This is a genomic window from Streptomyces luomodiensis, assembly GCF_031679605.1.
Classification (GTDB): Bacteria; Actinomycetota; Actinomycetes; order Streptomycetales; family Streptomycetaceae; genus Streptomyces; species Streptomyces luomodiensis.
Genome location: NZ_CP117522.1, coordinates 7,276,524 through 7,300,116 on the forward strand (window position 1 = coordinate 7,276,524; position 23,593 = coordinate 7,300,116).

General features: G+C 72.6%; 17 protein-coding genes. 7 read left to right on the forward strand and 10 right to left on the reverse strand.

Translation table 11 applies throughout. The annotated features are described in order from the left end of the window. The first annotated feature begins 100 nt into the window (after positions 1-100). The 4 genes from PS467_RS30735 (at position 101) to PS467_RS30750 (ending at position 6,114) form a co-directional block, all read left to right on the forward strand. Positions 101-889, forward strand: a complete 789-nt coding sequence (locus tag PS467_RS30735; RefSeq protein WP_311037928.1) for an ATP-binding cassette domain-containing protein — start codon at positions 101-103, stop codon at positions 887-889. Then, on the forward strand, positions 886-2,220 hold the full coding sequence (locus PS467_RS30740; protein WP_311037929.1) for a sugar ABC transporter permease: 1,335 nt from the start codon (positions 886-888) through the stop codon (positions 2,218-2,220). Before PS467_RS30735 ends, PS467_RS30740 begins: the two co-directional genes overlap by 4 nt. Positions 2,221-2,387: 167 nt before the next feature. Continuing rightward, positions 2,388-4,352, forward strand: coding sequence for a 1-deoxy-D-xylulose-5-phosphate synthase (dxs, locus tag PS467_RS30745; RefSeq protein ID WP_311037930.1), 1,965 nt, complete (start codon positions 2,388-2,390; stop codon positions 4,350-4,352). Positions 4,353-4,641: 289 nt separating this feature from the next. Beyond that, positions 4,642-6,114 (forward strand): amino acid permease, encoded by a 1,473-nt coding sequence (locus tag PS467_RS30750; protein WP_311040002.1) that lies wholly within the window; start codon positions 4,642-4,644, stop codon positions 6,112-6,114. Positions 6,115-6,291: 177 nt separating this feature from the next. Here PS467_RS30750 and PS467_RS30755 read toward each other — a convergent pair whose 3' ends face one another. Beyond that, positions 6,292-6,702 carry an NTP pyrophosphohydrolase gene (locus tag PS467_RS30755; protein ID WP_311037931.1) on the reverse strand — a complete coding sequence of 137 codons (411 nt, stop codon included), beginning with the start codon at positions 6,700-6,702 and terminating at the stop codon, positions 6,292-6,294. Positions 6,703-6,771: 69 nt separating this feature from the next. Here PS467_RS30755 and PS467_RS30760 point away from each other — a divergent pair, with 69 nt between their 5' ends. Then, complete coding sequence (locus tag PS467_RS30760) at positions 6,772-7,818, forward strand: PLL family lectin (RefSeq protein ID WP_311037932.1); 1,047 nt, start codon at positions 6,772-6,774, stop codon at positions 7,816-7,818. Between the two features lie 430 nt (positions 7,819-8,248). Here PS467_RS30760 and PS467_RS30765 read toward each other — a convergent pair whose 3' ends face one another. The 5 genes from PS467_RS30765 to PS467_RS30785 form a co-directional block, all read right to left on the reverse strand. Next, on the reverse strand, positions 8,249-10,378 hold the full coding sequence (locus PS467_RS30765) for a 3-hydroxyacyl-CoA dehydrogenase NAD-binding domain-containing protein (protein ID WP_311037933.1): 2,130 nt from the start codon (positions 10,376-10,378) through the stop codon (positions 8,249-8,251). Continuing rightward, positions 10,375-11,592 (reverse strand): thiolase family protein, encoded by a 1,218-nt coding sequence (locus PS467_RS30770; protein WP_268974930.1) that lies wholly within the window; start codon positions 11,590-11,592, stop codon positions 10,375-10,377. Before PS467_RS30770 ends, PS467_RS30765 begins: the two co-directional genes overlap by 4 nt. Before the next feature lie 170 nt (positions 11,593-11,762). Further along, complete coding sequence (locus PS467_RS30775; RefSeq protein WP_311037934.1) at positions 11,763-13,040, reverse strand: HRDC domain-containing protein; 1,278 nt, start codon at positions 13,038-13,040, stop codon at positions 11,763-11,765. Between the two features lie 125 nt (positions 13,041-13,165). Then, a complete protein-coding gene (locus tag PS467_RS30780) occupies positions 13,166-13,825 on the reverse strand; it encodes a LuxR C-terminal-related transcriptional regulator (protein ID WP_311037935.1) in 660 nt (219 codons plus the stop codon). Positions 13,826-14,112: 287 nt separating this feature from the next. Further along, positions 14,113-14,844 (reverse strand): DUF3000 domain-containing protein, encoded by a 732-nt coding sequence (locus PS467_RS30785; RefSeq protein WP_311037936.1) that lies wholly within the window; start codon positions 14,842-14,844, stop codon positions 14,113-14,115. A gap of 91 nt (positions 14,845-14,935) precedes the next feature. Between PS467_RS30785 and hemE the strand changes: the two genes are divergently transcribed. Next, entirely contained in the window at positions 14,936-16,030 is a 1,095-nt protein-coding gene (gene hemE / locus PS467_RS30790) for a uroporphyrinogen decarboxylase (RefSeq protein WP_311037937.1), read from the forward strand. A gap of 71 nt (positions 16,031-16,101) precedes the next feature. Here hemE and PS467_RS30795 read toward each other — a convergent pair whose 3' ends face one another. The 4 genes from PS467_RS30795 to PS467_RS30810 form a co-directional block, all read right to left on the reverse strand. Next, positions 16,102-17,493, reverse strand: coding sequence for an FAD-dependent oxidoreductase (locus PS467_RS30795; protein ID WP_311037938.1), 1,392 nt, complete (start codon positions 17,491-17,493; stop codon positions 16,102-16,104). Positions 17,494-17,556: 63 nt separating this feature from the next. Then, positions 17,557-19,008 carry an MFS transporter gene (locus PS467_RS30800; RefSeq protein ID WP_311037939.1) on the reverse strand — a complete coding sequence of 484 codons (1,452 nt, stop codon included), beginning with the start codon at positions 19,006-19,008 and terminating at the stop codon, positions 17,557-17,559. A gap of 322 nt (positions 19,009-19,330) precedes the next feature. Beyond that, positions 19,331-20,131 (reverse strand): IclR family transcriptional regulator, encoded by an 801-nt coding sequence (locus tag PS467_RS30805; protein ID WP_432280655.1) that lies wholly within the window; start codon positions 20,129-20,131, stop codon positions 19,331-19,333. Further along, entirely contained in the window at positions 20,128-21,309 is a 1,182-nt protein-coding gene (locus PS467_RS30810) for a 4-hydroxybenzoate 3-monooxygenase (RefSeq protein WP_311037940.1), read from the reverse strand. Before PS467_RS30810 ends, PS467_RS30805 begins: the two co-directional genes overlap by 4 nt. 86 nt (positions 21,310-21,395) lie before the next feature. Here PS467_RS30810 and PS467_RS30815 point away from each other — a divergent pair, with 86 nt between their 5' ends. Continuing rightward, positions 21,396-23,336, forward strand: coding sequence for an IclR family transcriptional regulator domain-containing protein (locus PS467_RS30815; protein ID WP_311040004.1), 1,941 nt, complete (start codon positions 21,396-21,398; stop codon positions 23,334-23,336). The last annotated feature ends 257 nt before the right edge of the window (positions 23,337-23,593 follow it).

A 23,593-nucleotide genomic window follows, 5' to 3' on the forward strand; every position in this document is an offset into this window, starting at 1 on the left:
CCCCGTGGCCGGCCCGCCCGCCCCCCGATACCCCCCATCCGAGGGGAGAGCGCGCTCTCCCCTCCGTCACACAGCAGGGATCTCCCTGCCCGGAACGGAGATGGCCATCGTGCCGAACGGACCCGTGTTGGCGTTGCGCGGGATCTCCAAGCGGTTCGGCGCCGTCCAGGCGCTCACCGACATCCATCTGGAGGTCCACGCCGGTGAAGTCGTCGCCCTGGTGGGCGACAACGGCGCCGGCAAGTCGACCCTCGTCAAGACCATCGCCGGAGTCGGCCCCGCCGACGAGGGCGTTCTCGAGTGGCAGGGCAAGCCCGTCCAGGTCACCCGGCCGCATGACGCCCAGGAGCTGGGCATCGCGACCGTCTACCAGGACCTCGCCCTCTGCGACAACATCGACGTCGTCGGCAACCTCTTCCTCGGCCGCGAGATCCTGCGCGCCGGGGTGCTCGACGAGGTCGAAATGGAGCGCCGCTCCCGTGAGTTGCTCCAGACGCTGTCGATCCGCATCCCCAGCGTGCGGATTCCGATCGCCTCGCTCTCGGGCGGCCAGCGGCAGACCGTCGCCATCGCCCGTTCGATGCTCGGCGAGCCCAAGCTGGTGATCCTGGACGAGCCGACCGCCGCCCTCGGCGTCGAGCAGACCGCGCAGGTCCTGGACCTGGTCGAGCGGCTGCGCGACCGCGGCCTCGCCGTCATCCTCATCAGCCACAACATGGCCGACGTCAAGGCCGTCGCGGACCGGGTCGCGGTGCTGCGGCTGGGCCGTAACAACGGCACCTTCGATGTGAAGAGCACCTCTCAGGAAGAGATCATTTCCGCCATCACCGGCGCCACGGACAACGCCGTGACCCGCCGCAAGGCGCGTACCGGGGAGGTCGCCAAGTGACCACCAATGTCCACAAGACCAACGGCGGCCCGTCGAACGGCGGCAAGAACGGCAAGGGCGGCAACAAGGTGAGCGCCCCGGCCGACGCCAACCCCGTCGCCAAGGACGCGGTCACCGTCGTCGACCCCCGGCTGCTGGTCCGCCAGGAGGGCTTCAAGGGCTATCTGACGGAGTTCGGCCGCAAGATGCGCAGCGGCGATCTGGGCGCGGTCCCGGTCATCGTCGGCATCGCCATCATCTGGGCGGTCTTCCAGTGGAAGGACAGCGCCTTCCTCTCGCCCAAGAACCTCTCCGACCTCTCCATCCTGCTCGGCGGCACCGGCATGATCTCGGTCGGCATCGTCTTCGTGCTGCTGCTCGGTGAGATCGACCTGTCCGTCGGCTCGGTCAGCGGTCTGGCCTCCGCCGTCCTGGCGGTGCTCAACGTCAATCACGGGGTGCCCGAGGGGATCGCGGTGATCGCCGCGCTCGCCAGCGGCGCGGCCCTCGGCGCGCTGCACGGCTTCTTCTTCGCCAAGATCGGAGTCCCGGCGTTCGTCGTGACCCTGGCCGGTCTGCTGGCCTGGAACGGTCTGATGCTCCAGGTGCTCGGCACCACCGGCACCATCAGCATCGACGACGACAGCTTCGTGCGTACGCTCACCGCCCACTACTTCAGCCAGCTCATCGCCGCGTACGGGGCGGCCACGATCGCCACGGCGGCCTTCTTCCTGGCCCAGTTCCTGGACAGCAGGCGCCGTAAGGCGGTCGGCATTCCCTCGCGGCCGCTGAGCGAGATCCTGGTGCGGACGGCCGTGCTCGCCGTGATCGTCTTCGCCGCGGCGTGGCGGCTCAACGAGTACAAGGGGCTGCCCCTCGGCCTGGTGATCTTCGTGGTGGTGCTGGTGACCCTGGACTTCGTGGTCCGCCGCACCTCCTACGGGCGCAAGGTGATCGCCCTGGGCGGCAGCGTCGAGGCCGCCCGCCGTGCGGGTATCAACGTGGTCGCCATCCGGATCTCGGTGTACTCGCTGGCCGGACTGATGGCCGCGTGCGGCGGACTCATGATCGCCTCCCGGGTCGGCTCCGCCAGCCAGCAGGCCGGCACCGGCAACCTGCTGATGGAGGCCATCGCGGCCGCGGTCATCGGCGGCACCAGCCTCTTCGGCGGCCGCGGCTCGGTCTGGTCGGCGCTGCTCGGCATGCTGGTCATCGGCTCGATCTCGTCCGGGATGAACCTGCTGGGCGTCGCGAACTCCGTCCAGTACATGATCACCGGCGGTGTGCTGCTGGCCGCCGTCGTCATCGACTCGGTGTCGCGGAGAACACAGCGTTCCGCGGGTCGCGGTTAGCCCCGATGTCCGGCCGGCTGCCCGGTGCCTCCCCGGAGGCGCCGGGCAGCCGTGTGTACGGGCGCCGTAGGGCTTCCGGGGTGCTCGGTCTTCCGGCCGGTGGACGGAACATTAGACTCGGGCGGACGGCAAGGTTCCATGGAGACGCTCGAAGCAAGGAGGCACGGGTGCTGCTGACCCGCATCACGGGACCGCGCGATCTGGACCGGCTCGCTCCGGAGGAGCTGGACCAGCTGGCCGCGGAGATCCGCACCTTTCTCGTCGACGCCGTCTCCAAGACCGGTGGTCATCTCGGCCCCAATCTCGGCGTGGTGGAGCTGACCATCGCCCTGCACCGGGTCTTCGACTCGCCCCGGGACAAGGTGCTGCTGGACACCGGGCACCAGAGCTATGTGCACAAGCTGCTCACCGGCCGGCAGGACTTTTCCAAGCTCAAGAGCAAGGGCGGTTTGTCCGGTTATCCCTCGCGGGCCGAGTCCGAGCACGACGTCATCGAGAACAGCCACGCCTCGACCGTCCTGGGCTGGGCCGAGGGCATCGCCAAGGCCAATGAGCTGCTGGGCAAGCAGGACCATGTGGTCGCCGTGATCGGCGACGGCGCGCTGACCGGCGGTATGGCCTGGGAGGCGCTCAACAACATCGCCGCCGCCAAGAACCGTCCGCTGGTCATCGTGGTCAACGACAACGAGCGCTCCTACGGCCCGACCATCGGCGGCCTCGCGAACCACCTCGCCACCCTCCGTACCACCGACGGCTATGAGCGCTTCCTGGCCCGTGGCAAGGACCTGCTGGAGCGCACCCCGGTCGTCGGCAGGCCGCTGTACGAGACCCTGCACGGCGCAAAGAAGGGGCTGAAGGACTTCATCACCCCGCAGGGCATGTTCGAGGACCTCGGGCTGAAGTACGTCGGCCCGATCGACGGCCACGACATCGAGGCGCTGGAGTCGGCGCTGCACCGGGCGAAGCGTTTCGGTGGCCCGGTCATCGTGCACTGCCTCACCGAGAAGGGCCGCGGCTACCAGCCCGCCCTTCAGGACGAGGCGGACCGCTTCCACGCCGTCGGCAAGATCCACCCGGACACCGGACTGCCGATCTCGGCCGGCGGTGCCGACTGGACCTCGGTCTTCGGCGAGGAGATGGTCAAGCTCGGCGAGGAGCGCGAGGACATCGTCGCGATCACGGCGGCCATGCTGCATCCGGTCGGGCTCACCGAGTTCGCCAAGCGCTTCCCGGACCGGGTCTACGACGTGGGCATCGCCGAGCAGCACGCGGCGGTCTCCGCCGCCGGGCTCGCCACCGGCGGACTCCACCCGGTCTTCGCCGTCTACGCCACCTTCCTCAACCGCGCCTTCGACCAGGTCCTGATGGATGTGGCCCTGCACAAGTGCGGGGTGACGTTCGTGCTGGACCGCGCCGGTATCACCGGTACCGACGGGGCCTCGCACAACGGCATGTGGGACATGTCGCTCCTCCAGGTCGTCCCGGGCCTGCGGATCGCCGCCCCGCGCGACGCCGACCAGGTCCGCGCCCAGCTGCGCGAGGCCGTGGAGGTGGCGGACGCGCCGACCGTGGTGCGCTACTCCAAGGGCGCGGTGGGCCCGGCGGTCGCGGCCGTCGGCAGGATCGGCGGTATGGACGTGCTGCGGGAGCCCGCGGCGGCCGACCGGGACCGGCCCGATGTACTGCTGGTGTCGGTGGGCGCGCTGGCCCCGATGTGCCTGGAAGTCGCCGACCTTCTCGACAAACAGGGCATTTCCACTACGGTGGTCGACCCGCGCTGGGTCAAGCCGGTCGACGAGGAACTGCCCGCCCTCGCCGAGCGCCACCGCGTCGTCGTCACCGTCGAGGACAACAGCCGGGTCGGCGGTGTGGGCTCCGCCATCGCCCAGGCGCTGCGCGACTCGGGCGTCGACATGCCGGTGCGCGACTTCGGCATCCCGCCGCGCTTCCTCGACCATGCCTCCCGTAAGGAGATCATGGCGGAGATCGGGCTGACCGCGCCGGACATCGCCCGGCAGGTCACCGGGCTGGTCTCGCGGATCGGCGGGCGCTACGGGAACGAGTCCGCGGGCGCGGGCTCCCAGGGCGCCGGTGTGACCCGGTCGACGACGGCCGAGCCGGTGCGCGACTGAGCCACCGGGCCACCCCCCGCCCCACAACGCCTTCCCCGCTGGGCCGGCCGGAGCGTTTCCTGCTCCGACCGGCCCAGCGTGCGTCCCGCGACCCCGCCCCCATCGGGTGAATCGGCGTGCGCCCCGGGTGTGCGCGCCGCGCTCCCGCCCGTCTGGCAGAACCATGGGCGCGCACGGGGCACGGGCAGGCGTGGAGGTGGCACCGGTGAGCGAGCGGAAACCCGGCGGCGGCCCTGGTGGCGGCTCCGGCGGCGCCGGCGGCTCCGGCCGTACGGTCCGGCGCGCGTACTTGCGGACGAAGTCGATCGAACAGTCCATCAGGGACACCGAGGAGCCCGAGCACGCCCTGACCCGGTCGCTGTCCGCCCTGGACCTCACGGTCTTCGGCGTCGGCGTGATCATCGGCACCGGCATCTTCGTCCTCACCGGAGCCGTCGCCAAGCAGCAGGCGGGCCCCGCGACCGCGCTCGCCTTCATCGTCGCGGGCATCGTCTGCGGGCTGGCCGCCCTCTGCTACGCCGAGTTCGCCTCGACCGTGCCGGTGGCCGGGTCCGCGTACACCTTCTCGTACGCCTCACTGGGCGAGCTGCCCGCCTGGATCATCGGCTGGGACCTGGTGCTGGAGTTCGCGCTCGGCACCGCCGTGGTCGCGGTCGGCTGGGCCGGCTACATCCGCTCCCTGCTGGCCAACGCCGACTGGCGGTTGCCCAGTGCGCTGTCCGGCCCCGACGTGGCACACGGCTTCTCCTTCGACGTGCTCGCCGCCGCGCTGGTGCTGGTGATCACCGCGATCCTCGTCCTCGGGATGAAGCTCTCCGCACGCGTCACCTCGGTGGTCGTCGCGATCAAGGTGGCCGTGGTGCTGCTCGTCATCATCGCGGGCTCCTTCTTCATCGACCCGGCCAACTACCACCCCTTCATCCCCGAGGCCAAGGGCACGATCTCGGGTTCCGGATTCGGCGCGCCCCTGATCCAGCTGATGTTCGGCTACCAGCCGACGACCTTCGGCGTCGAGGGCATCTTCACCGCCGCCGCCGTGGTCTTCTTCGCCTTCATCGGCTTCGACGTCGTGGCGACCGCGGCGGAGGAGACCAGGCACCCCCAGCGGGACATGCCCCGCGGCATCCTCGGCTCGCTCCTCATCTGCACCGCGCTCTACGTCGCCGTGTCCATCGTGGTCACCGGGATGCAGAAGTACACCCGGCTGTCCGTGGACGCCCCGCTCGCCGACGCCTTCAAGGCCACCGGACACCCCTTCTACGCGGGCGTCATCAGCTTCGGCGCGGCGGTCGGGCTCACCACGGTGTGCATGATCCTGCTGCTCGGCCAGAGCCGGGTGTTCTTCGCGATGAGCCGGGACGGGCTGCTGCCCAGGTTCTTCTCCCGGGTGCATCCGCGCTTCGGCACGCCGTACCGCTCGACGATCCTGCTCGGCGTGCTCATCGCCGTCGTCGCGGGGTTCACCAGCATCTCCCAGCTGGCGGCCCTGGTGAACATCGGCACGCTCTTCGCCTTCGTCGTGGTCGCGCTCGGTGTGCCCATCCTCCGCCGCACCCGGCCCGACCTGCCCCGCGCCTTCCGCACGCCCTGGGTGCCGGTGCTGCCGATGCTGTCGGTGGCCGCCTCGGTGTGGCTGATGCTCAATCTGCCCGCCGAGACCTGGCTGCGGTTCGCGGTGTGGATGGTCATCGGCCTGGTCGTCTACTTCCTGTACGGCCACCGCCACAGCCGGGTGAATGAGGTGGGTGCGCGTACGGAGTAGGGCGGTTCGCGAGACGCCGGGCAGGGGCTTGCGGCGAGACGTCCGGCGGGGGCTTGGGAGGGACCCATGACGAGACGTCCGGCTGGGGCCTGGCAGGGACCCATGACGAGACGTCCGGCAGGGGGGGGCCGGGCACGGGCCTACGACGACACGTCCGGCACGGGCCTGGGCAGGGCCCTATGACGAGACGTCCGGGCGGACCGTCCGGGGGCCCGTCACCTGCGCGCCCAGGTCCATGACCCGCGCCCGCAGCCCCCGGTCCGCCGTCACCACCAGGCAGTCGCGCCCCTTTTCGCGGGCGTCCGCCACCACCGCCACGATGTGGTCGTCGCCGCTGCCCGGCGCGTCCTCCACCCGTACGTCCCCCGCCGGCTCGACCCCGCGCGCCGCGCCCTCGACGACCATCACGATGTCCACCGGAGGGCGGGTGGCCCAGTCGGGCACGCCCGGACGGGGTGGGAGTCCGGCCCCGGGAAGGCCGGCCAGACGGTCGCGGAGCCGCTCGGCGGCGCCGCGGCGGTCGCGCCACCAGCCGTCGGGGACCGAGCCGATCACATTGGCGGCATCGACCACCACAAGGCCATCCATAGTCCGAGCAAATTACTATGGACATCGTTCATTCGGAGGTAACGGCTCGGGGAAGGTTGGCAGCGAGCCATGGCGTTGCGGTTGCTCCGCGGCAAGGACGGCAGGCTCACGGCCTACGCGCAGGTGGCGGGCGGTGTCGCCCGCTGGACCGAGGACCGCCCCGGCGGATCGTCCTGGACCGGACCGTGGCTGATCGAGGTCCCCGGGCTGTCTCAGGTGACGGTCGCTCAGGGCGCCGACGGCTACGCCCATCTGCTGGGGACGCGGCGTACGGAGGACAAGGACGGGCCGCGGGTCGACATCGTCCACGCCACCCAGTTCCAGACCGGGCGTCCCCTGACCGCGTGGCACTCCCTGGGCACCCCGCACCCCAAGGACCGCGCCAAGGCGCGGCGGATCGGCCCGCCGGCCGCGGCCCTGGACTCCACCGGCGCGCTCCGGGTCTTCGTCCGCAACGCCGGGGGCGGGGTGAGCGCGCGGCGGCAGGACCCCAAGGGGACATGGGAACGCTGGACCGACTGGAAGGGCACGCACCTGCTGGACGGCCTGTCGGCGGCCGCGACCGCCGACGGCCGTCTGGAACTGTTCGCACCGGCCGGGAAGGGCGCCGCGCTGCGCTGGTACCAGCCCAAGCCCGGCGCCGCCCCGCAGCGGGGCGAGGACATCCCCGCCGACGCCCAGCCGGATTCGGCGTCCGCGGTGGAGAGCAGCCCCGGCACCCTCACCCACTACTGGCGCGACGCCCACAGCGGTGAGGTCCTGGCCTGGCGGCCGGACGCCCCGGCCCCCGCACGGCTGGGCGGGGCGACGGGCACCGGCCCGGTCGCCGCGGTGCGCGCCGTGGTCGACGGCCACGACTGCACCGTCCTGGCCCACCGGGACACCGCGACCGGCGCGCTGGCGGTCGCCGCCTACCCCTGCGAGGACGAGGCGGCGGGGGTGTGGTGGACACCCTCGGGCGAGCCGGGCGCCCACACCCCGGCACTGGCGATCGACGGGCGGGGCCGGGTGGTGCTGGCCGCGCTGGGGCTGGACGGAGGTCTCCTGGTGGCCCGTCAGAAGACCGACGAGGCCGGACTGGCACTCGAGGCGTGGACCCGCGTGGGACGCGGCTGAGGGGACGCGGCGGCGTCGCCGGGTGCCGGGCTCGTTGGGGTGGGCGCCGGGGGCGGCTTCCGTGCTCGGTGGCAGAGGCTCCGCCGGACTGCGGGCAGGCCGCCCCTCCGGGTACCCCCTAAATAACGCTTGATCTGACGCAACTATTTTGTCAATCAGTTTCCAGAGGGGTGCCCTACCCCCTGCTGTCCGGCATTGGCCTCGGCCCCCGGACATGGAAGCCGCCACCGGCGCTCGCTCCCACCGGCCCAGCTCCCGGCGGCGAGCGCCCGGCCTGGCACCCGGCAGCAACGCCCTTGTACGAGGTCGGTCCGCTGGAGGGAGGGCCGCCGGAGCGGCACGGGTGCCGACGGTGTGAGCGCGGAACGCAGGGGCGCCGGGCGGGCCGATTTCTCGGGCTCACCCGGCGCTCCGTCGCACCGCTTTGTCGTTACGCCGGGACGCTCGCCACGCCCGGAGCCAGGAACGTCTTGCCGTTCACCCGCTCCGAGATGCCCTCGCGGTCCAGGTACGGCGTGATGCCGCCCAGGTGGAAGGGCCAGCCCGCGCCGGTGATCAGGCACAGGTCGATGTCCTGCGCCTCGGCGACGACGCCTTCCTCGAGCATCAGGCCGATCTCCTGAGCCACGGCGTCCAGCACCCGGGCGCGCACCTGCTCCTCGGTCAGGACGGTGTCGCCCTGCTGGAGCAGCGCGGCGACCTCCGGGTCCAGCTCCGGCTTTCCGGAGTCGTGCACGTAGAAGCCGCGCTTGCCCGCCTCGACCACGCGCTTGAGGTTCTCCGAGACCGTGAAGCGGTCCGGGAACGCGCCGTGCAGCGTCTCGGAGACGTGCAGCCCGATCGCCGGGCCGACCAGCTCCAGCAGCACCAGCGGGGACATCGGCAGCCCCAGCGGCTCCACCGCGCGCTCGGCGACCTCGACCGGGGTGCCCTCGTCGATGACGTTCTGGATCTCGCCCATGAAGCGGGTCAGGATCCGGTTGACCACGAACGCGGGGGCGTCCTTGACCAGGACGGCGGTCTTCTTCAGCTTCTTGGCCACGCCGAAGGCGGTGGCCAGCGCCGCGTCATCGGTCTTCTCACCGCGGACGATCTCCAGCAGCGGCAGGATCGCGACCGGGTTGAAGAAGTGGAAGCCCACGACCCGCTCGGGGTGCTTGAGCTGGGACGCCATCTCGGACACCGACAGCGAGGAGGTGTTGGTGGCGAGGATGGCGTGCTCCGGCACGACCGCCTCGACCTCGGCGAACACCTGCTGCTTGACGCCCATCTCCTCGAAGACGGCCTCGATGACGAAGTCGGCGTCACCGAAGGCGGCGGCCTTGTCCAGCGACCCGGTCACCGCGGCCTTGAGCCGGTTGGCCTTGTCCTGGTTGATCCGGCCCTTGAGCAGCAGCTTGTCGATCTCGCCGTGGACATAGCCCACGCCCTTGTCGACGCGCTCCTGGTCGATGTCGGTCAGCACGACCGGCACCTCCAGCCGCCGCGCGAACAGCAGCGCCAGCTGCGAGGCCATCAGGCCCGCGCCCACGACGCCCACCTTGGAGACCGGGCGCGCCAGCGACTTGTCCGGGGCGCCGGCCGGGCGCTTGCCGCGCTTCTGCACCAGGTTGAAGGCGTAGATGCCGCTGCGCAGCTCGCCGCCCATGATCAGATCGGCGAGCGCCTTCTCCTCGGCCTCGTAGCCGCGGGCGAGGTCGCCGTTGCGGGCGGCGTCGATGATCTCCAGCGCGCGGTAGGCGGCCGGGGCCGCCCCGTGCACCTTGCTGTCGGCGATGGCCCGGCCGCGCACGATGGCCTCGTGCCAGGCGTCACCGCGGTCGATCTCGGGCCGTACGACCTCGATCTCGCCCTTGAGGACGGAGGCGGTCCAGATCAGCGACTGCTCCAGGAAGTCCGCGCCCTCGAAGATCGCGTCCGCGATCCCGAGCTCGTAGACCTGCTCGCCCTTGAGCTGCTTGTTCTGGTTGAGGGAGTTCTCGATGATGACCGAGACCGCGCGGTCGGCGCCGATCAGGTTCGGCAGCAGGGTGCAACCGCCCCAGCCGGGGACCAGGCCCAGGAACACCTCGGGCAGCGAGAAGGCGGGCAGGGCCGCGGAGACGGTGCGGTAGGAGCAGTGCAGCCCGACCTCGACGCCACCGCCCATCGCCGCGCCGTTGTAGTACGCGAAGGTGGGCACGGCCAGGTTGGCCAGCCGCTTGAAGACGTCGTGGCCGCCCTTGGCGATGGCCAGCGCGTCCTCGTGGCGCTTCAGCAGCTCCACGCCCTTGAGGTCGGCGCCCACGGCGAAGATGAACGGCTTGCCGGTGATGCCGACACCGGTGATCTCGCCGTCCGCGGCCTCCTTCTCGACCTGGTCGATCGCCGTGTTGAGCTGGGCGAGCGAGGCCGGGCCGAAGGTGGTGGGCTTGGTGTGGTCCAGGCCGTTGTCCAGCGTGATGAGCGCGAACCGGCCCGCGCCCTGGGGGAGATCGAGGTGGCGGACGTGCGCCTGCGTCACGACCTCGCCCGGGAACAGCTCGGCCGCTCCCTTGAGAAGCTCTGCGGTGTTGGTCACTTGTTCCCCTCGAAGTGCGGGTTCTCCCAGATCACGGTGCCACCCATGCCGAAGCCGATGCACATGGTCGTGATGCCGTAACGGACCTGCGGCTGCTCTTCGAACTGCCGGGCCAGCTGCGTCATCAGCCGCACACCGGAGGAGGCCAGCGGATGGCCGAAGGCGATCGCGCCGCCGTACTGGTTGACGCGCGGATCGTCGTCCGCGATGCCGTAGTGGTCCAGGAACGACAGGACCTGGACCGCGAACGCCTCGTTGATCTCGAACAGGCCGATGTCCTCGATCGACAGACCGGCCTTGGCGAGGGCCTTCTTGGTGGCCGGGACCGGGCCGTAGCCCATCACCTCGGGCTCGACGCCCGCGAAGGCGAAGGAGACCAGGCGCATCCTCACCGGCAGCCCCAGCTCCCGGGCGACGTCCTCGGCGGCGATCAGCGAGGCGGTGGCGCCGTCGTTGAGCCCCGCGGAGTTACCGGCGGTGATCCGGCCGTGCGGGCGGAACGGGGTCTTCAGCGAGGCCAGGCCCTCCAGTGTGGTGCCCGGCCGCATCGGCTCGTCGGCGGTCGCCAGGCCCCAGCCCAGTTCCCCGCCCTCGGGGCTGGTCCGGCGCACCGAGACCGGCACCAGGTCCTGCTGGATCTTGCCATTGGCGTACGCCTTGGCGGCCTTCTCCTGGCTGCGCACCGCGAACTCGTCGGCGCGTTCCTTGGTGAGGTGCGGCAGCCGGTCGTGGAGGTTCTCCGCCGTCATGCCCATGAACAGGGCCGACTCGTCGACCAGCTTCTCGGAGACGAAGCGGGGGTTGGGGTCGACGGCCTCGCCCATGGGGTGGCGGCCCATGTGCTCCACACCGCCCGCGACGACGGCGTCGTACGCGCCGAAGGCGATGGACCCGGCGGTCGTCGTCACGGCCGTCATCGCACCGGCACACATCCGGTCGATGGCGTAGCCGGGGACCGACTGGGGCAGCCCGGCCAGGATGCCCGCGGTGCGGCCGATGGTCAGCCCCTGGTCGCCGATCTGCGTCGTCGCGGCGATGGCCACCTCGTCGATGCGCTCCGGCGGCAGGTCCGGGTTGCGGCGCAGCAGCTCCCGGATGCACTTGACGACCAGGTCGTCGGCGCGGGTCTCGTGGTAGATGCCCTTCGGGCCCGCCTTGCCGAATGGGGTCCGGACGCCGTCGACGAAGACGACGTCCCTAGCGGTACGAGGCACGTTGGCTCTCCTCCAGGTGCGGGATGGCACTGCTGCGGGCACGCCCGGGGGCGCGCCGTCACACCCTCATGCTACTTATGAGTAACCAAGCTGCCCAGTCCTCGCGACCGGAGGGTTGAAGGTCACAGCCGTGGACCGGCGGCGCCCGCCGCCGGTCCACGCGCGTCACATCACACCGGGGGCACCAGCAAGGCGGCCGTCAGCGCCGGGGTCACCTGGTCGATCTGCCAGGCGCGGGCGCCGTGACCAGCGAGAACGGAGGCGACCGCGTCCGCCGTCGGCTCGGCCGGCGGCTCCCAGCACAGCCGCCGGACGGTGTCCGGGGCGATCAGGTTCTCCTGGGGAAGATTCAGCTGTTCCGCCAGTTGGGTGACGGCCGCGCGCGCCGCGGCGAGCCGTGCCGCCGCGGCCGGGTCCTTGTCCGCCCACGCCCGGGGCGGGGGCGGCCCGGCCACCGGCTGGCCCGGCTGCGGAAGGTCGGCTTCCGGCAGGGCCCGCGCCCGGTCCACCGCGGCCTGCCACTGCTCCAGCTGACGCCGGCTCATCCGATGGCCGAAACCGCTCAGCGCGGCCAGCGCCCGGACGTTCGCGGGCAGGGCCAGCGCGGCCTCCACGATCGCCGCGTCGCCCAGCACCTTGCCCGGTGAGACATCGCGGCGCTGGGCGATCCGGTCCCGGGCCGTCCACAACTCGCGCACCACGGCCATCTGCCGGCGCCTTCGGATCTTGTGCATCCCCGACGTCCGCCGCCAGGGGTCCTTGCGCGGCGGGGCGGGCGGGGCCGCGGCGATGGCCGCGAACTCCTGGTGCGCCCACTCCAGCTTGCCCTGCCGGGTCAGCTCCTCCTCCAGCGCGTCGCGCAGGTCGACCAGCAGCTCGACATCGAGCGCGGCGTAGTGCAGCCAGGGCTCGGGCAGCGGACGGGTGGACCAGTCGACGGCGGAGTGGCCCTTCTCCAGGGCGTATCCGAGGATGTTCTCGACCATGGCGCCCAGCCCCACCCGGGCGAAACCGGCCAGCCGGCCCGCGAGTTCGGTGTCGAAGATCCGGGACGGGATCATGCCTATGTCACGCAGACACGGCAGATCCTGGGTCGCGGCATGCAGCACCCACTCGGCGTCGGCGATCGCGGCGCCCAGACCCGACAGGTCGGGGCAGCCGACGGGGTCGATCAGTGCGGTCCCCGCTCCGGCCCGGCGCAGCTGGACCAGATAGGCCCGCTGCCCGTAGCGGTAGCCGGAGGCGCGCTCGGCGTCGACGGCCACCGGGCCATGGCCCGCGGCGAAGGCCGCGACGACCTCGGCGAGCGCGTCCGCGTCGGCGGTGACGGGCGGGATGCCCTCACGCGGCTCCAGCAAGGGGACCGGCGCCGGGGGGAGGTCGTCCGGGGGGGCGCCCCCGGTGGTTCGCAGTGTCGTCTCTGCTGCGGTCTCTTGGGCGTCGGTCACCTGTCAAGGGTAGCTGTGTGCGGCGGTAACGCAGGGCGCCCGTCGACGGAACGTTCCGTCGACGGGCGCGGGGACCGCCCCTTCGGAGGCGAACCGGGCCGGTGAGGGGCGCCGGGCGGTACAGCTCAGTGGATGATCCCGGTGCGCAGCGCGACCGCGACCATTCCGGCCCGGTCGCCGGTGCCGAGCTTGCGGGCGATCCGGGCGAGGTGACTCTTCACGGTGAGTGCGGACAGGCCCATCGAGACGCCGATGGCCTTGTTGGACTGGCCCTCCGCAACCAGCCTCAGCACCTCGACCTCGCGGCCCGACAGCTCCCGGTAGCCGCCCGGGTGGCCGGGGGCGCCCGGCGGGCGACGGTGCATCCGGGCGGCGGCGCCGAGCGGGGTGGCGCCGGGACGGCCCGGGATGCCGAGGTTGGTGCGGGTGCCGGTGACGACGTAGCCCTTGACGCCACCGGCCAGCGCGTTCCGTACGGCGCCGATGTCATCGGCGGCGGACAGGGCCAGCCCGTTGGGCCAGCCCGCGGCGCGGGTCTCGGACAGCAGCGTCAGGCCGGAGCCGTCGGGGAGGTGGACGTCGGCGACGCAGATGTCGCGCGGGTTGGCGATACGGGGACGGGCCTCCGCGATGGACGACGCCTCGATGACGTCGCGCACCCCGAGGGCCCAGAGGTGACGGGTGACGGTGGAACGAACGCGGGGGTCGGCGACGACGACCATGGCCGTCGGCTTGTTCGGGCGGTAGGCGACCAGGCTGGACGGTTGCTCGAGGAGAACAGACACCAGGCCTCCTGGGAAGTTGTGGGACGGGTCACCACGTCCTTCGGCACCGATACGGTCCGGCTTTAGAGAATGATCACGATTTGGTGAGTAACAATTCGGGCAATTAGGACGACTGATCGATCAGGCTTGGTCTTTGGGGCTCGTTCTCCCCCAGCTACCGCTGGGAGGTGCCCCCGGCCTGAAGACCCGAGAACCCGGGGACTCCGCGGCGCCCTGCGGTTCAGCCAGTCACCGTAAGGAGGTGCCTCCCGGCCGGAAGGCCTCAGCGCCCGGGACCGCTACGGCACTCAGCGTGCCTGGGGGCCGCGTCGCTGGGGCAGGGAGACGACCCCCGCCTCGGTGGTCCCTGCCGGGGGCAGGCCGGCGATCTGGCACAGGAGGTCGCACCAGGCGGCCAGATGCGCCGCGGTGTCCGGCGCGCCCGGCGGTTCGGTGGTGCCCTCTGCCGTCGGCTCCGGGGGGCGCGGGCCGGGGTGGGCCGGTTCGGGGGCCGGGTGGTCGGACGGGGTCCAGGAGGCCCGGATCTCGATCCGGGTCGACGGCTCCCGCTCGCCCATCGCGCCGAAGTAGTGCGAGCTCGCCCGGGTGACCGTGCCGCTGGGCGCCCCGTAGGACAGGCCGCGTGCCTCCAGGGCGCCGGTGAGCCAGGACCAGCACACCTCGGGCAGCAGCGGATCCGCCGCGATCTCCGGCTCCAGGTCGGCGTGGACCAGCGTGACCAGGCGGAAGGTGCCGCGCCAGGCGTCGTGTCCGGCCGGGTCGTGCAGCAGGATCAGCCGCCCCTCGGCCAGCTCCTCGTCGTCGCCGGACGCGCCGGTGACCACCGCCTCCAGCGCGTACGAGTAGGGTGCGAGCCGACGCGGGGGTGGGGTCGGGTCGAGCTCCACCTCGGGCCGCACCCGCACGCCGCGCAGCGCGGCGACGGCATGCCGGAAGGCGGGCGGGGTGTCCGCACCGCCCGCGTCCGTGCCGTCAGGGCCGTCAGCACCGTTCGAGAGGTGTCCTTGAACCGCTGCCATGCCCGGAAGACTAGGCGCAGTGAGGGCCCCAACCGGGGAGGAACACCCGGGTTGGCGGGTCACTCGTTCGGCCCGTGCGAAGATTTGGGGCATGAGCGCCAATGAGGGGCCCTCGGGCCAGCAGCAGACCGGCCGCGCCGCGGCCCGTGCCACAGCCGATTCGGCTTTTCTGCGGGCGTGTCGCCGGGAACCGGTGCCCCACACGCCGGTGTGGTTCATGCGGCAGGCGGGGCGCTCGCTCCCGGAGTACCGCAAGCTCCGTGAGGGCATCGCGATGCTCGACTCCTGCATGCGGCCCGACCTGATCACCGAGATCACCCTGCAGCCGGTGCGCCGGCACCGGGTGGACGCGGCGGTCTACTTCAGCGACATCGTCGTACCGCTCAAGGCCATCGGCATCGACCTCGACATCAAGCCCGGTGTCGGGCCGGTCATCGCGCGGCCGATCCGCACCCGGGCCGATCTGGAGCGGCTGCGTCCGCTCGACCCGGACGATGTGAAGTACGTCACCGAGGCCGTCGGCGCGCTCGTCGGCGAACTCGGCGCGACCCCGCTCATCGGCTTCGCGGGCGCCCCCTTCACGCTCGCCAGCTATCTGATCGAGGGCGGCCCCTCGCGCAACCACGAGCACACCAAGGCGCTCATGTACGGCGACCCGGCGCTCTGGGCCGCCCTGCTCGACCGGCTCGCGGACATCACCTCCGCCTTCCTGAAGGTGCAGATCGAGGCGGGCGCCTCGGCGATCCAGCTCTTCGACTCCTGGGCGGGCGCCCTGGCCCCCGCCGACTACCGCCGCAGCGTGCTGCCCGCCTCCGCGAAGGTCTTCGAGGCCGTCGCCGGATACGGTGTGCCGCGCATCCACTTCGGTGTGGGCACCGGTGAGCTGCTCGGGCTGCTCGGCGAGGCGGGCGCGGACGTCGTCGGCGTCGACTGGCGGGTGCCGCTGGACGAGGCCGCCCGGCGGGTCGGCCCCGGCAAGGCGCTCCAGGGCAACCTCGACCCCGCCGTGCTCTTCGCCCCGCGCACGGCCGTCGAGGCCAAGGCGGACGAGGTGCTGGCGGCGGCCCGCGGGCTGGAGGGGCATATCTTCAACCTCGGCCACGGCGTTCTGCCCAGCACCGACCCGGACGCGCTGACCCGGCTCGTCGAATACGTGCACACCAGGAGCAAGGGCGGCGCGGACTGACCGGGGCCCCGAGCGGCTCCCGGGGCCGCTCCGGCTCCGGGCACGGCCTCGATACCGCCCGCGCGGCGGGCTCAGCGGCGCTCGGCCTGCCGTACCGTCGCCGCCGCCTTGCGCGCCGCCACCAGCACCGGGTCCCACACCGGGGAGAACGGCGGGGCGTAGCCCAGGTCCAGCGCGGTCATCTGCTCCACCGTCATCCCGGCGGTCAGCGCGACCGCCGCGATGTCGACCCGTTTGCCCGCGCCCTCGCGGCCGACGATCTGCGTGCCGAGCAGCCGTCCGGTGCGCCGCTCGGCGAGCATCTTCACCGTCATCGGCCGGGTGTCCGGGTAGTACCCGGCCCGGCTGGTCGACTCGATGGTGACCGTCTCGAACTTCAGCCCCACGGAGGTCGCTTCGGCCTCCAGCAGCCCGGTGCGGGCGATCTCCAGATCGCAGACCTTGCTGACGGCGGTGCCGACGACACCGGGGAAGGTCGCGTAGTCGCCGCCCACGTTGGAGCCGATGACCTGGCCGTGCTTGTTGGCGTGGGTGCCCAGCGGAATGTGCCGGGTGCGACCGGACACCAGATCGAGGACCTCGACACAGTCGCCGCCGGCCCAGATGTTGTCGTAACCGCGCACGCGCATGGCCAGATCGGTCAGCAGCCCGCCGTGGTCGCCCACTGGCAGCCCCGCCTCCTGGGCGAGCCCGGTCTCGGGGGCCACGCCGAGGCCCAGGATCACCAGATCGGCGGGGTATTCGTCGACCTTGGTGGCCACGGCCCGCACCCGGCCGTCCTCGCCCGTGACCACCTCGGTGACCTCGGCACCGGTCACGGTGTCGATGCCGAGCCCCGACATCGCCTCGCGCACCAGCCGCCCCATGTCGGGGTCGAGCGTGGACATGGGCTGCTCACCGCGTTCGAGGACGGTGACCCGGCAGCCGCGCCGCATGAGCGCCTCGGCCATCTCCACCCCGATGTATCCGGCGCCGATCACGACCGCCCGCTCGACCCGGGTCGACTCCAGGGTCTCCAGCAGCGCCCGCCCGTGCTCCAGGGTCTGCACCCCGTGCACGCCGGGCGCGTCGATCCCCGGCATGGCGGGGCGGCGCGGCCGCGCGCCGGTGGCGATGACCAGGTCGTCGAAGCCGTGCCAGCGCTCGCCCGTACCGCGCGGATCGAGGTCCCGCGCCAGGACCCGCTGCCCGGCGAGGTCGATCTCGACCACCTCGGTGTGCGTCCGTACGTCGATCCCGCGGCCCCGGTGCGCCTCGGGCGTACGGGCGACCAGCTCATCGGGGCCGTCCACCAGCTCGCCGACCCAGTAGGGGATGCCGCAGGCCGAGTACGAGGTGAACGGGCCCCGCTCGAAGGCGAGGATCTCCAGCTCGCTCCGGCTCCTGAGCCTGCGCGCCTGCGACGCGGCCGACATGCCCGCCGCGTCGCCCCCGATGACCACCATGCGCCGTGCCGCCGCCATGTTCGCCCCTCCACCACTGGATGTCCGGCTGTCGTGGGACCAACCTATGCGCGTGCGGCGTGCCTATGCGCGTACGGCGTGCTCCCGGATCAGCACGTACAGCACGGCGCTCAGGAGCATCAGCGCGCCGTCGATGTACACCGCGTGCGTCCAGCTGCCGTAAGTGTCGAAGAGGGTGCCGCTGAGCGCCGGGCTGATCACCGCGCCGATCTCCCCGACCAGGTTGAACAGGCCGAAGGCCGCGCCCCGTTCGGTGGCGCCGACCACATCGCTCAGCAGTGCGTGCGCCATCGGCTGGAGCGCGTTGAAGAACAGGCTGGTCACGAAGAGCAACACGGACATCACCCAGAGGGAGGGCTTGTCATGGGTCTGCAGATACGCGGCGAAGACCAGCACCAGCACCCCCTGGACCACGGTGAACGCGATCAGCAGCGGCCGCCGCCCCCACCCCCGGGCCTTCGCCCGGTCCGAGAGCCGGCCCCCGACGGGGAAGCCGAGGATGCCCGCGCCCGCGTTGAAGGTGGCCACCAGCGCGGCGTTCTGGAACGAGCTGTGGGCGGCGTCCGCGACGATCGACACCGACCAGAAGCTGAAGAACCACAGATTCCACATGACCGCGATGAAGGCGAAGCTGAGCAGCAGCACATTGCGGTTCCGCGAGACCGCGCCCAGCCGCGTGCTCCGCCGGGTGAAGATCGCCCCGATCAGCAGGAACGCCAGTACGCACTCCAGGACGGCCACGCCCCAGCTCGGCATCCCCGCCCCGTCGGCGATCAGGTAGACCACCATGACCGCGGCGCACAGCACCACCGAGATCCCCAGCAGCCGCAGGGTGGAGCCGGTGGCCTTGAGCGGGCCGCCGATACGGCGCATATAGACCGCGGTGGCCCAGCCGAACGCCAGCGTGGCCCCGCCCAGCACCAGGAACGGCATCCGCCAGGCGTCCTCCGCGCCGAACGCCGCCCCGCCCCAGTCGATCAGATACGGCGCGCTGATGGTCGCGACCGTCAGCCCGATGGACAGTCCGGTGATGGCGACGCCCATGCCCAGACCGGCCTTGGCGGGCGGGGTGCGCTGGGCGATCAGCGAACGGTCGTTGGAGTAGAAGACGCCCTCGCCGAGCCCGGTCAGCACCCGCAGCACGACGAAGGCGATCAGCCCGGTCATCATGCCGCTGGCCAGGGTCGTGACCCCCGCCCACAGCAGCGAGACCGCGAGCATCGTGCGGTGCCCGAAGCGGTCGCCGAGATAGCCGCCGGGGAACTGGGTCAGCATGTAGCCCGCGAAGAAGAGGCTGCCGATCAGACCGCCGAGCGCGTGCGGATGGCTCGCGGAGCCCAGCATGCCGTGGTCGTGGTCGATCAGCCAGGTGACGACCGGGCCGGTGATGGTGCGGTCGGCGTAGCTGAAGAGCCAGCCGCCCAGCAGCATGGCCCACAGGGTGTGGTACGGCTGCCAGCCGCCCCGGGAGGTCGCCCGCCCCTGCGCGGCGGGCTCGGCGGTCACTTCGGGCATGTCCCGGGGTCCCCCTTCGGGCGCGGGCTGCACGCTCGACGGCGCGGTGTGTGCCACACAGAATGTGGCCGGGCACCCGCCCCGGCAAGACGCGCTCCGGGTTCTTTCAGTGACCGGAAGCCTTGGTGACGAGGGGTTGACCCGGAGCCCACGGTCACTGTGGCCCGTCCGGCGCCGGGCGCCGGGCCTCTCGGCTCCGGTCTTCCGGCCGGTCTCAGCCTTCCTGCCGGCCCCGGCCGGGACGCTTTCGCTCCGAGAGCCCCGGCGGTGTCCGCGCATGCGTCCGGCCCACCGGACGTCATCGGGGCGGGCGGGAAAGACCCTAGGCGGCGAGGGTGCGGGAGATGCCGTGGGCCGCGACCCGTACGGCCGGGATCAGCCCCGGGGCCACCCCCTCCCCGGCCGGCACCACCACCGACAGCGAGGCCACCACCTCCCCGCCCGGCCCGCGCACCGGGGCGGCGATGGACAGCCCCTCCATGGTGATCTGCCGCTCGCTGACCGCGATCCCGGTGCGCCGCACCTCGGCGAGGACGGCCCGCAGCCGGTGCGGGTCCTGGATCGTCATCTCGGTGTAACGCCGCAGCGGGCGGGCGCACACCTGCTCGGCCAGCCGGGGCGGCCCGTAGGCGAGCAGCACCAGCCCGACACCGGTGGCGTGCAGCGGCCAGCGGCTGCCGACCCGGGTGCGCACCTGGACCGCGGAGCGCCCCGAGATCAGCTCCACGTACACCACCTCCAGGCCGTCCCGCACGGCCAGCTGGACGTTCTCGTGGGTGGCCTCGTACAGGTCCTCCATGAACGGCAGCGCCGCCTCGCGCACCCCGCCCCCGCGCGGTGAGAGCATCGCCACCTCCCACAGCCGCAGTCCGACGTGGTACGCCCCGGTGGCGTCGCGCTCCAGCGCGCCCCAGCGGGTGAGCGTGGCGACCAGCCGGTGCGCGGTGGCCAGCGGCAGTCCGGCGCGCCGGGCGAGGGCGGTGAGGGTCAGCGAGCGGTGCGAGGCGTCGAACGCGCCGAGGACCGCCAGCATCCGGCCCGCGACCGAGCGGCCGGTGTCCGGGCGGCGGGGGGCCGGGGAGCGCGGTGTGCCCATGGGGGCGCGCGGGCGTGGTGAGGTCATGACAGCGGGAGACCGACGTAGTTCTCGGCGAGTTCGGCGGAGGCGGTGGGGGAGGAGGCGATCCGCTCCAGCCGCGCGAGCCGCAGCCGGTCCTCGAACGGGCCGGCGTCCGGGTGCCGGTGGAGCGTGTCCGTCATGAAGTACGAGAACCGCTGGGCCTGCCAGACCCGGCGCAGACAGGTCCGCGAGTAGCCGTCCAGCAGCTCGGACGAGCCGGTCTCCTGCTGGTGGATCAGCGCACGGGCCAGGGTGATCACGTCGCTGACGGCCAGATTGAGCCCCTTGGCGCCGGTGGGCGGCACGATATGCGCCGCGTCGCCCGCCAGGAAGAGCCGGCCGTGGCGCATCGGCTCCTGGACGAAGCTGCGCATCGGGGTGACCGAGACGGCGGTGATCGGGCCGCGCTCCAGCGTCCAGTCCCCGTCGAGCGCGAAGCGGACCGACAGCTCGTCCCAGATCCGCTCATGGGACCAGTCCGCCGGGTCGGTGCCATTGGGCACTTGGAGGTAGAGCCGGGAGACCTGGGGGGAGCGCATGCTGTGCAGGGCGAAGCCGCGCTCGTGGCGAGCGTAGATCAGCTCCTCGCAGGACGGCGCCACATCGGCCAGCACACCGAGCCAGGAGTAGGGATAGCCGTGCTCGAAGGTGCGGACCCGGTCGGCGGGGACGGCGCGCCGGGCGATGCCGTGGAAGCCGTCGCAGCCCGCCACGTAGTCGCAGGTCAGGGTCTGTTCGCGGCCGTGGTGGCGGAAGCGGATCACGGGCGCGGCGGAGTCCGGCTTCTCGATGGCCAGCGCCTCGGCCTCGAACAGCAGCGGGGGACCGCCGGGCTCGTCCAGCTGGAGCGCGATCAGATCCTTGACGATCTCCGTCTGGGCGTAGACCATCACCGACTTGCCGCCGGTGGCGGAGGGGAAGTCCACGCGGTGGCCGCGGCCGTCGAAGCGCAGCTCGATGCCGTGGTGGGGCAGCCCCTCGCGGTCCAGGCGCTCGCCGGCGCCGCACTCCCGCAGCACGTCCACGGTGCCCTGCTCCAGGATTCCGGCCCGCTGGCGCCGCTCGACGTACGCCCGGTCCCGGCTCTCCAGCACCACGCAGTCGATCCCGGCGCGGTGCAGCAGCCGGGCGAGCAGCAGACCGGCGGGCCCGCCGCCGATGATGCCGACGGTCGTGCGCATCACATTGTCCCCTTGCTGTGGCTTGTCACTGTGGCTTGTTGCTGTGGTTGTTCGCGGAGTGAAACTTCGTTCATAATCGGCTGGTGATGAGTTTCAGCCCGGTGCCCCCGCATGTCAATGGCCCCGTCGGCCCCCTCGAGCGCGGTCTCGCCGTGCTGCGCGAGCTGACCCGGCTGGCCGCGCACGAGGGGCGGACCACGGTCCGTCCCGGCGATCTCGTCCGTGGCACGGGGCTCGCCCGGTCCGTGGTCGACCGGGTGGTGGGCACGCTCGAACAGCTCGGCTACGTGACGCTCGACGGGCGCGACATCGGCCTCGCGGTCCGGCTGATGGAGCTGGGCAACGCGTATCTGGCGGCGAGCGGACTGCCCGGTGCGCTCGGCCCGTTCGCGGAGCGGCTCGCGGACGGCCTCGACGAGTCGGTCTCGGTCGCCGTCCCCGACGGCGACGGAGTGCGCTTCGTCGTCCAGGCCACCCGCCGCCGCACCATGTCCCTCGCCTTCCGCATCGGCGATCTGCTCCCCGCCGAGCGCTGCGCCCCCGGCGCGCTCTTCGCCACCGAGTGGTCCGAGGCCGACTGGGCCGCCTGGCACGCCCGCCGCGCCGAGGACCCCCTGGACGCCACCTTCCCGGCGGTCCCGCCCCGCCCCCGGCCCGCATCCGACGCCGACGTCGAGGCCCACGTCACGGCCGACTTCCAGGCCCGCGTCAAGGAGACCGCGCGCGACGGCTGGGCCGCCGACGACCAGCTGATCGAACCGGGCCTGGTGGCGGTGTCCGTTCCGGTACGGGACGCGTCGGGCCGTATCGTCTGCGCGGTCAACGTGGTCAGCCACACCAGCCGCCATGACGTGGACTCGCTGCGGGCGATGGCGCTGGGCCCGCTGAGCGCCCAACTCCCGGCGATGGCGGCGGCGGTGGCGGCTCCGCCGCCGTACCCCGCCGCATCGGCTCCTTCGGCCGCTTCGGTCCCGGTGGCCCCTTCGGCCGCTTCGGTCACGGGCGCGTCCGCCCCGGCCCCGGACGGGGCGCCGACGGCCGTGGGCGAGGACCCCGCGCGGGTGGCCAAGCGGGAGCTGGGAGCGGGGTTCCTCCAGTCGCTCGCGCGGGGATTGACCGTGCTGCGGGCACTGGGCGGGACGGAGGGCGCCCCTCAGGACGAGGCCCACGCGGCCGGGGGCGCGGCGCGGGAAACCTCCGACAGCAGCGGCAGCCTGACGGGCGGTCAGGCCGAGGCGGGGCCGGGCCGGGGGCCGGCCGACGGGGTGCGGGGCCGGGCCGACGCGGGCCCGTACGGCGGCGCCCGGCGTGGCGGAATGACGCTCAGCGCGGTCGCGGAGGCCACCGGGCTGGCGCGGGCCACCGCCCGGCGCTCGCTGCTCACGCTGGTCGAGCGGGGGTACGCCGAGGCCGACGGCCGGTTCTTCCGGCCGCTGCCACGGGTGCTGGAGCTCGGCTACGCCCCCCTCGCGGACCTCGGCTTCACCGAGATCGCCCAGCCGCATATGCGCGAACTGGTCCGCACCGTCCACGAGTCGGCCTCCCTGGCCGTCCTCGACGGCGGCGACATCCGCTACATCGCACGCGTCCCCACCGTCCGCATCATGAGCGTCAACATCACCATCGGCACCCGCTTCCCCGCCTACGCGACCTCCATGGGCCGGGTGCTGCTCGCCGGCCTGGACGCCGACGCCCGTGCCGCCCATCTCGCCGGGGTGGAGCCCCGGCCGCTCACCCGGCACACCGTGACCTCCGTGCCCGAGCTGGCGCGCATCGTGGAGCGCGCGGCGGCGGACGGGCACGCCCTGGTCGACCAGGAGTTGGAGGAGGGGCTGCGGTCGCTCGCCGTGCCCGTACGGGACGCGCGCGGGCGCGTAGTGGCCGCACTCAACGTGGCGACCCACGCCGGTCGCGGCACCGCCGAGAGCGTTCGCCGGGACCTGCTCCCGGCGCTGTGCGCGGCCGCGGCCCGGATCGAGGCCGACCTGGCCACGGCCTCGGCCCAGCACCCCTTGAAGTCCTTCTGAACCCCGCCCCGGCGCAGCCCCGCCCCGGCGCGCCGGCGCAACCCTGCCCCCGGCGCAGCGCTGCCGCCGTCGCGGCCCGGCCCCAGCGGACCAGGAGCCCCCGCCCCGCCGCAGGACGAGGCGCCGCGCGAGGACCCTCCGCGGCCGGAGCCGCCTCCCACGGCGCCATGAACCGCCGTGTTTTCGCAGGCGTTCGCGGAGTTCAAGGGCCCGGCGGCGGCCGGTGAGCCGGCGGCACTCGCCACCGACGGGTCGTC

What these genes read in the sequence shown, in the direction of transcription:
- PS467_RS30795 (WP_311037938.1), bottom strand. Translation starts at nt 17,493, where the DNA reads ATGGCGGCGGCACGGCGCATGGTGGTCATCGGGGGCGACGCGGCGGGC.
- PS467_RS30785 (WP_311037936.1), bottom strand. Translation starts at nt 14,844, where the DNA reads ATGGCAGCGGTTCAAGGACACCTCTCGAACGGTGCTGACGGCCCTGAC.
- PS467_RS30800 (WP_311037939.1), bottom strand. Translation starts at nt 19,008, where the DNA reads ATGCCCGAAGTGACCGCCGAGCCCGCCGCGCAGGGGCGGGCGACCTCC.
- PS467_RS30760 (WP_311037932.1), top strand. Translation starts at nt 6,772, where the DNA reads ATGGCGTTGCGGTTGCTCCGCGGCAAGGACGGCAGGCTCACGGCCTAC.
- PS467_RS30810 (WP_311037940.1), bottom strand. Translation starts at nt 21,309, where the DNA reads ATGCGCACGACCGTCGGCATCATCGGCGGCGGGCCCGCCGGTCTGCTG.
- PS467_RS30735 (WP_311037928.1), top strand. Translation starts at nt 101, where the DNA reads ATGGCCATCGTGCCGAACGGACCCGTGTTGGCGTTGCGCGGGATCTCC.
- PS467_RS30805 (WP_432280655.1), bottom strand. Translation starts at nt 20,131, where the DNA reads ATGACCTCACCACGCCCGCGCGCCCCCATGGGCACACCGCGCTCCCCG.
- hemE (WP_311037937.1), top strand. Translation starts at nt 14,936, where the DNA reads ATGAGCGCCAATGAGGGGCCCTCGGGCCAGCAGCAGACCGGCCGCGCC.
- PS467_RS30815 (WP_311040004.1), top strand. Translation starts at nt 21,396, where the DNA reads ATGAGTTTCAGCCCGGTGCCCCCGCATGTCAATGGCCCCGTCGGCCCC.
- PS467_RS30755 (WP_311037931.1), bottom strand. Translation starts at nt 6,702, where the DNA reads ATGGATGGCCTTGTGGTGGTCGATGCCGCCAATGTGATCGGCTCGGTC.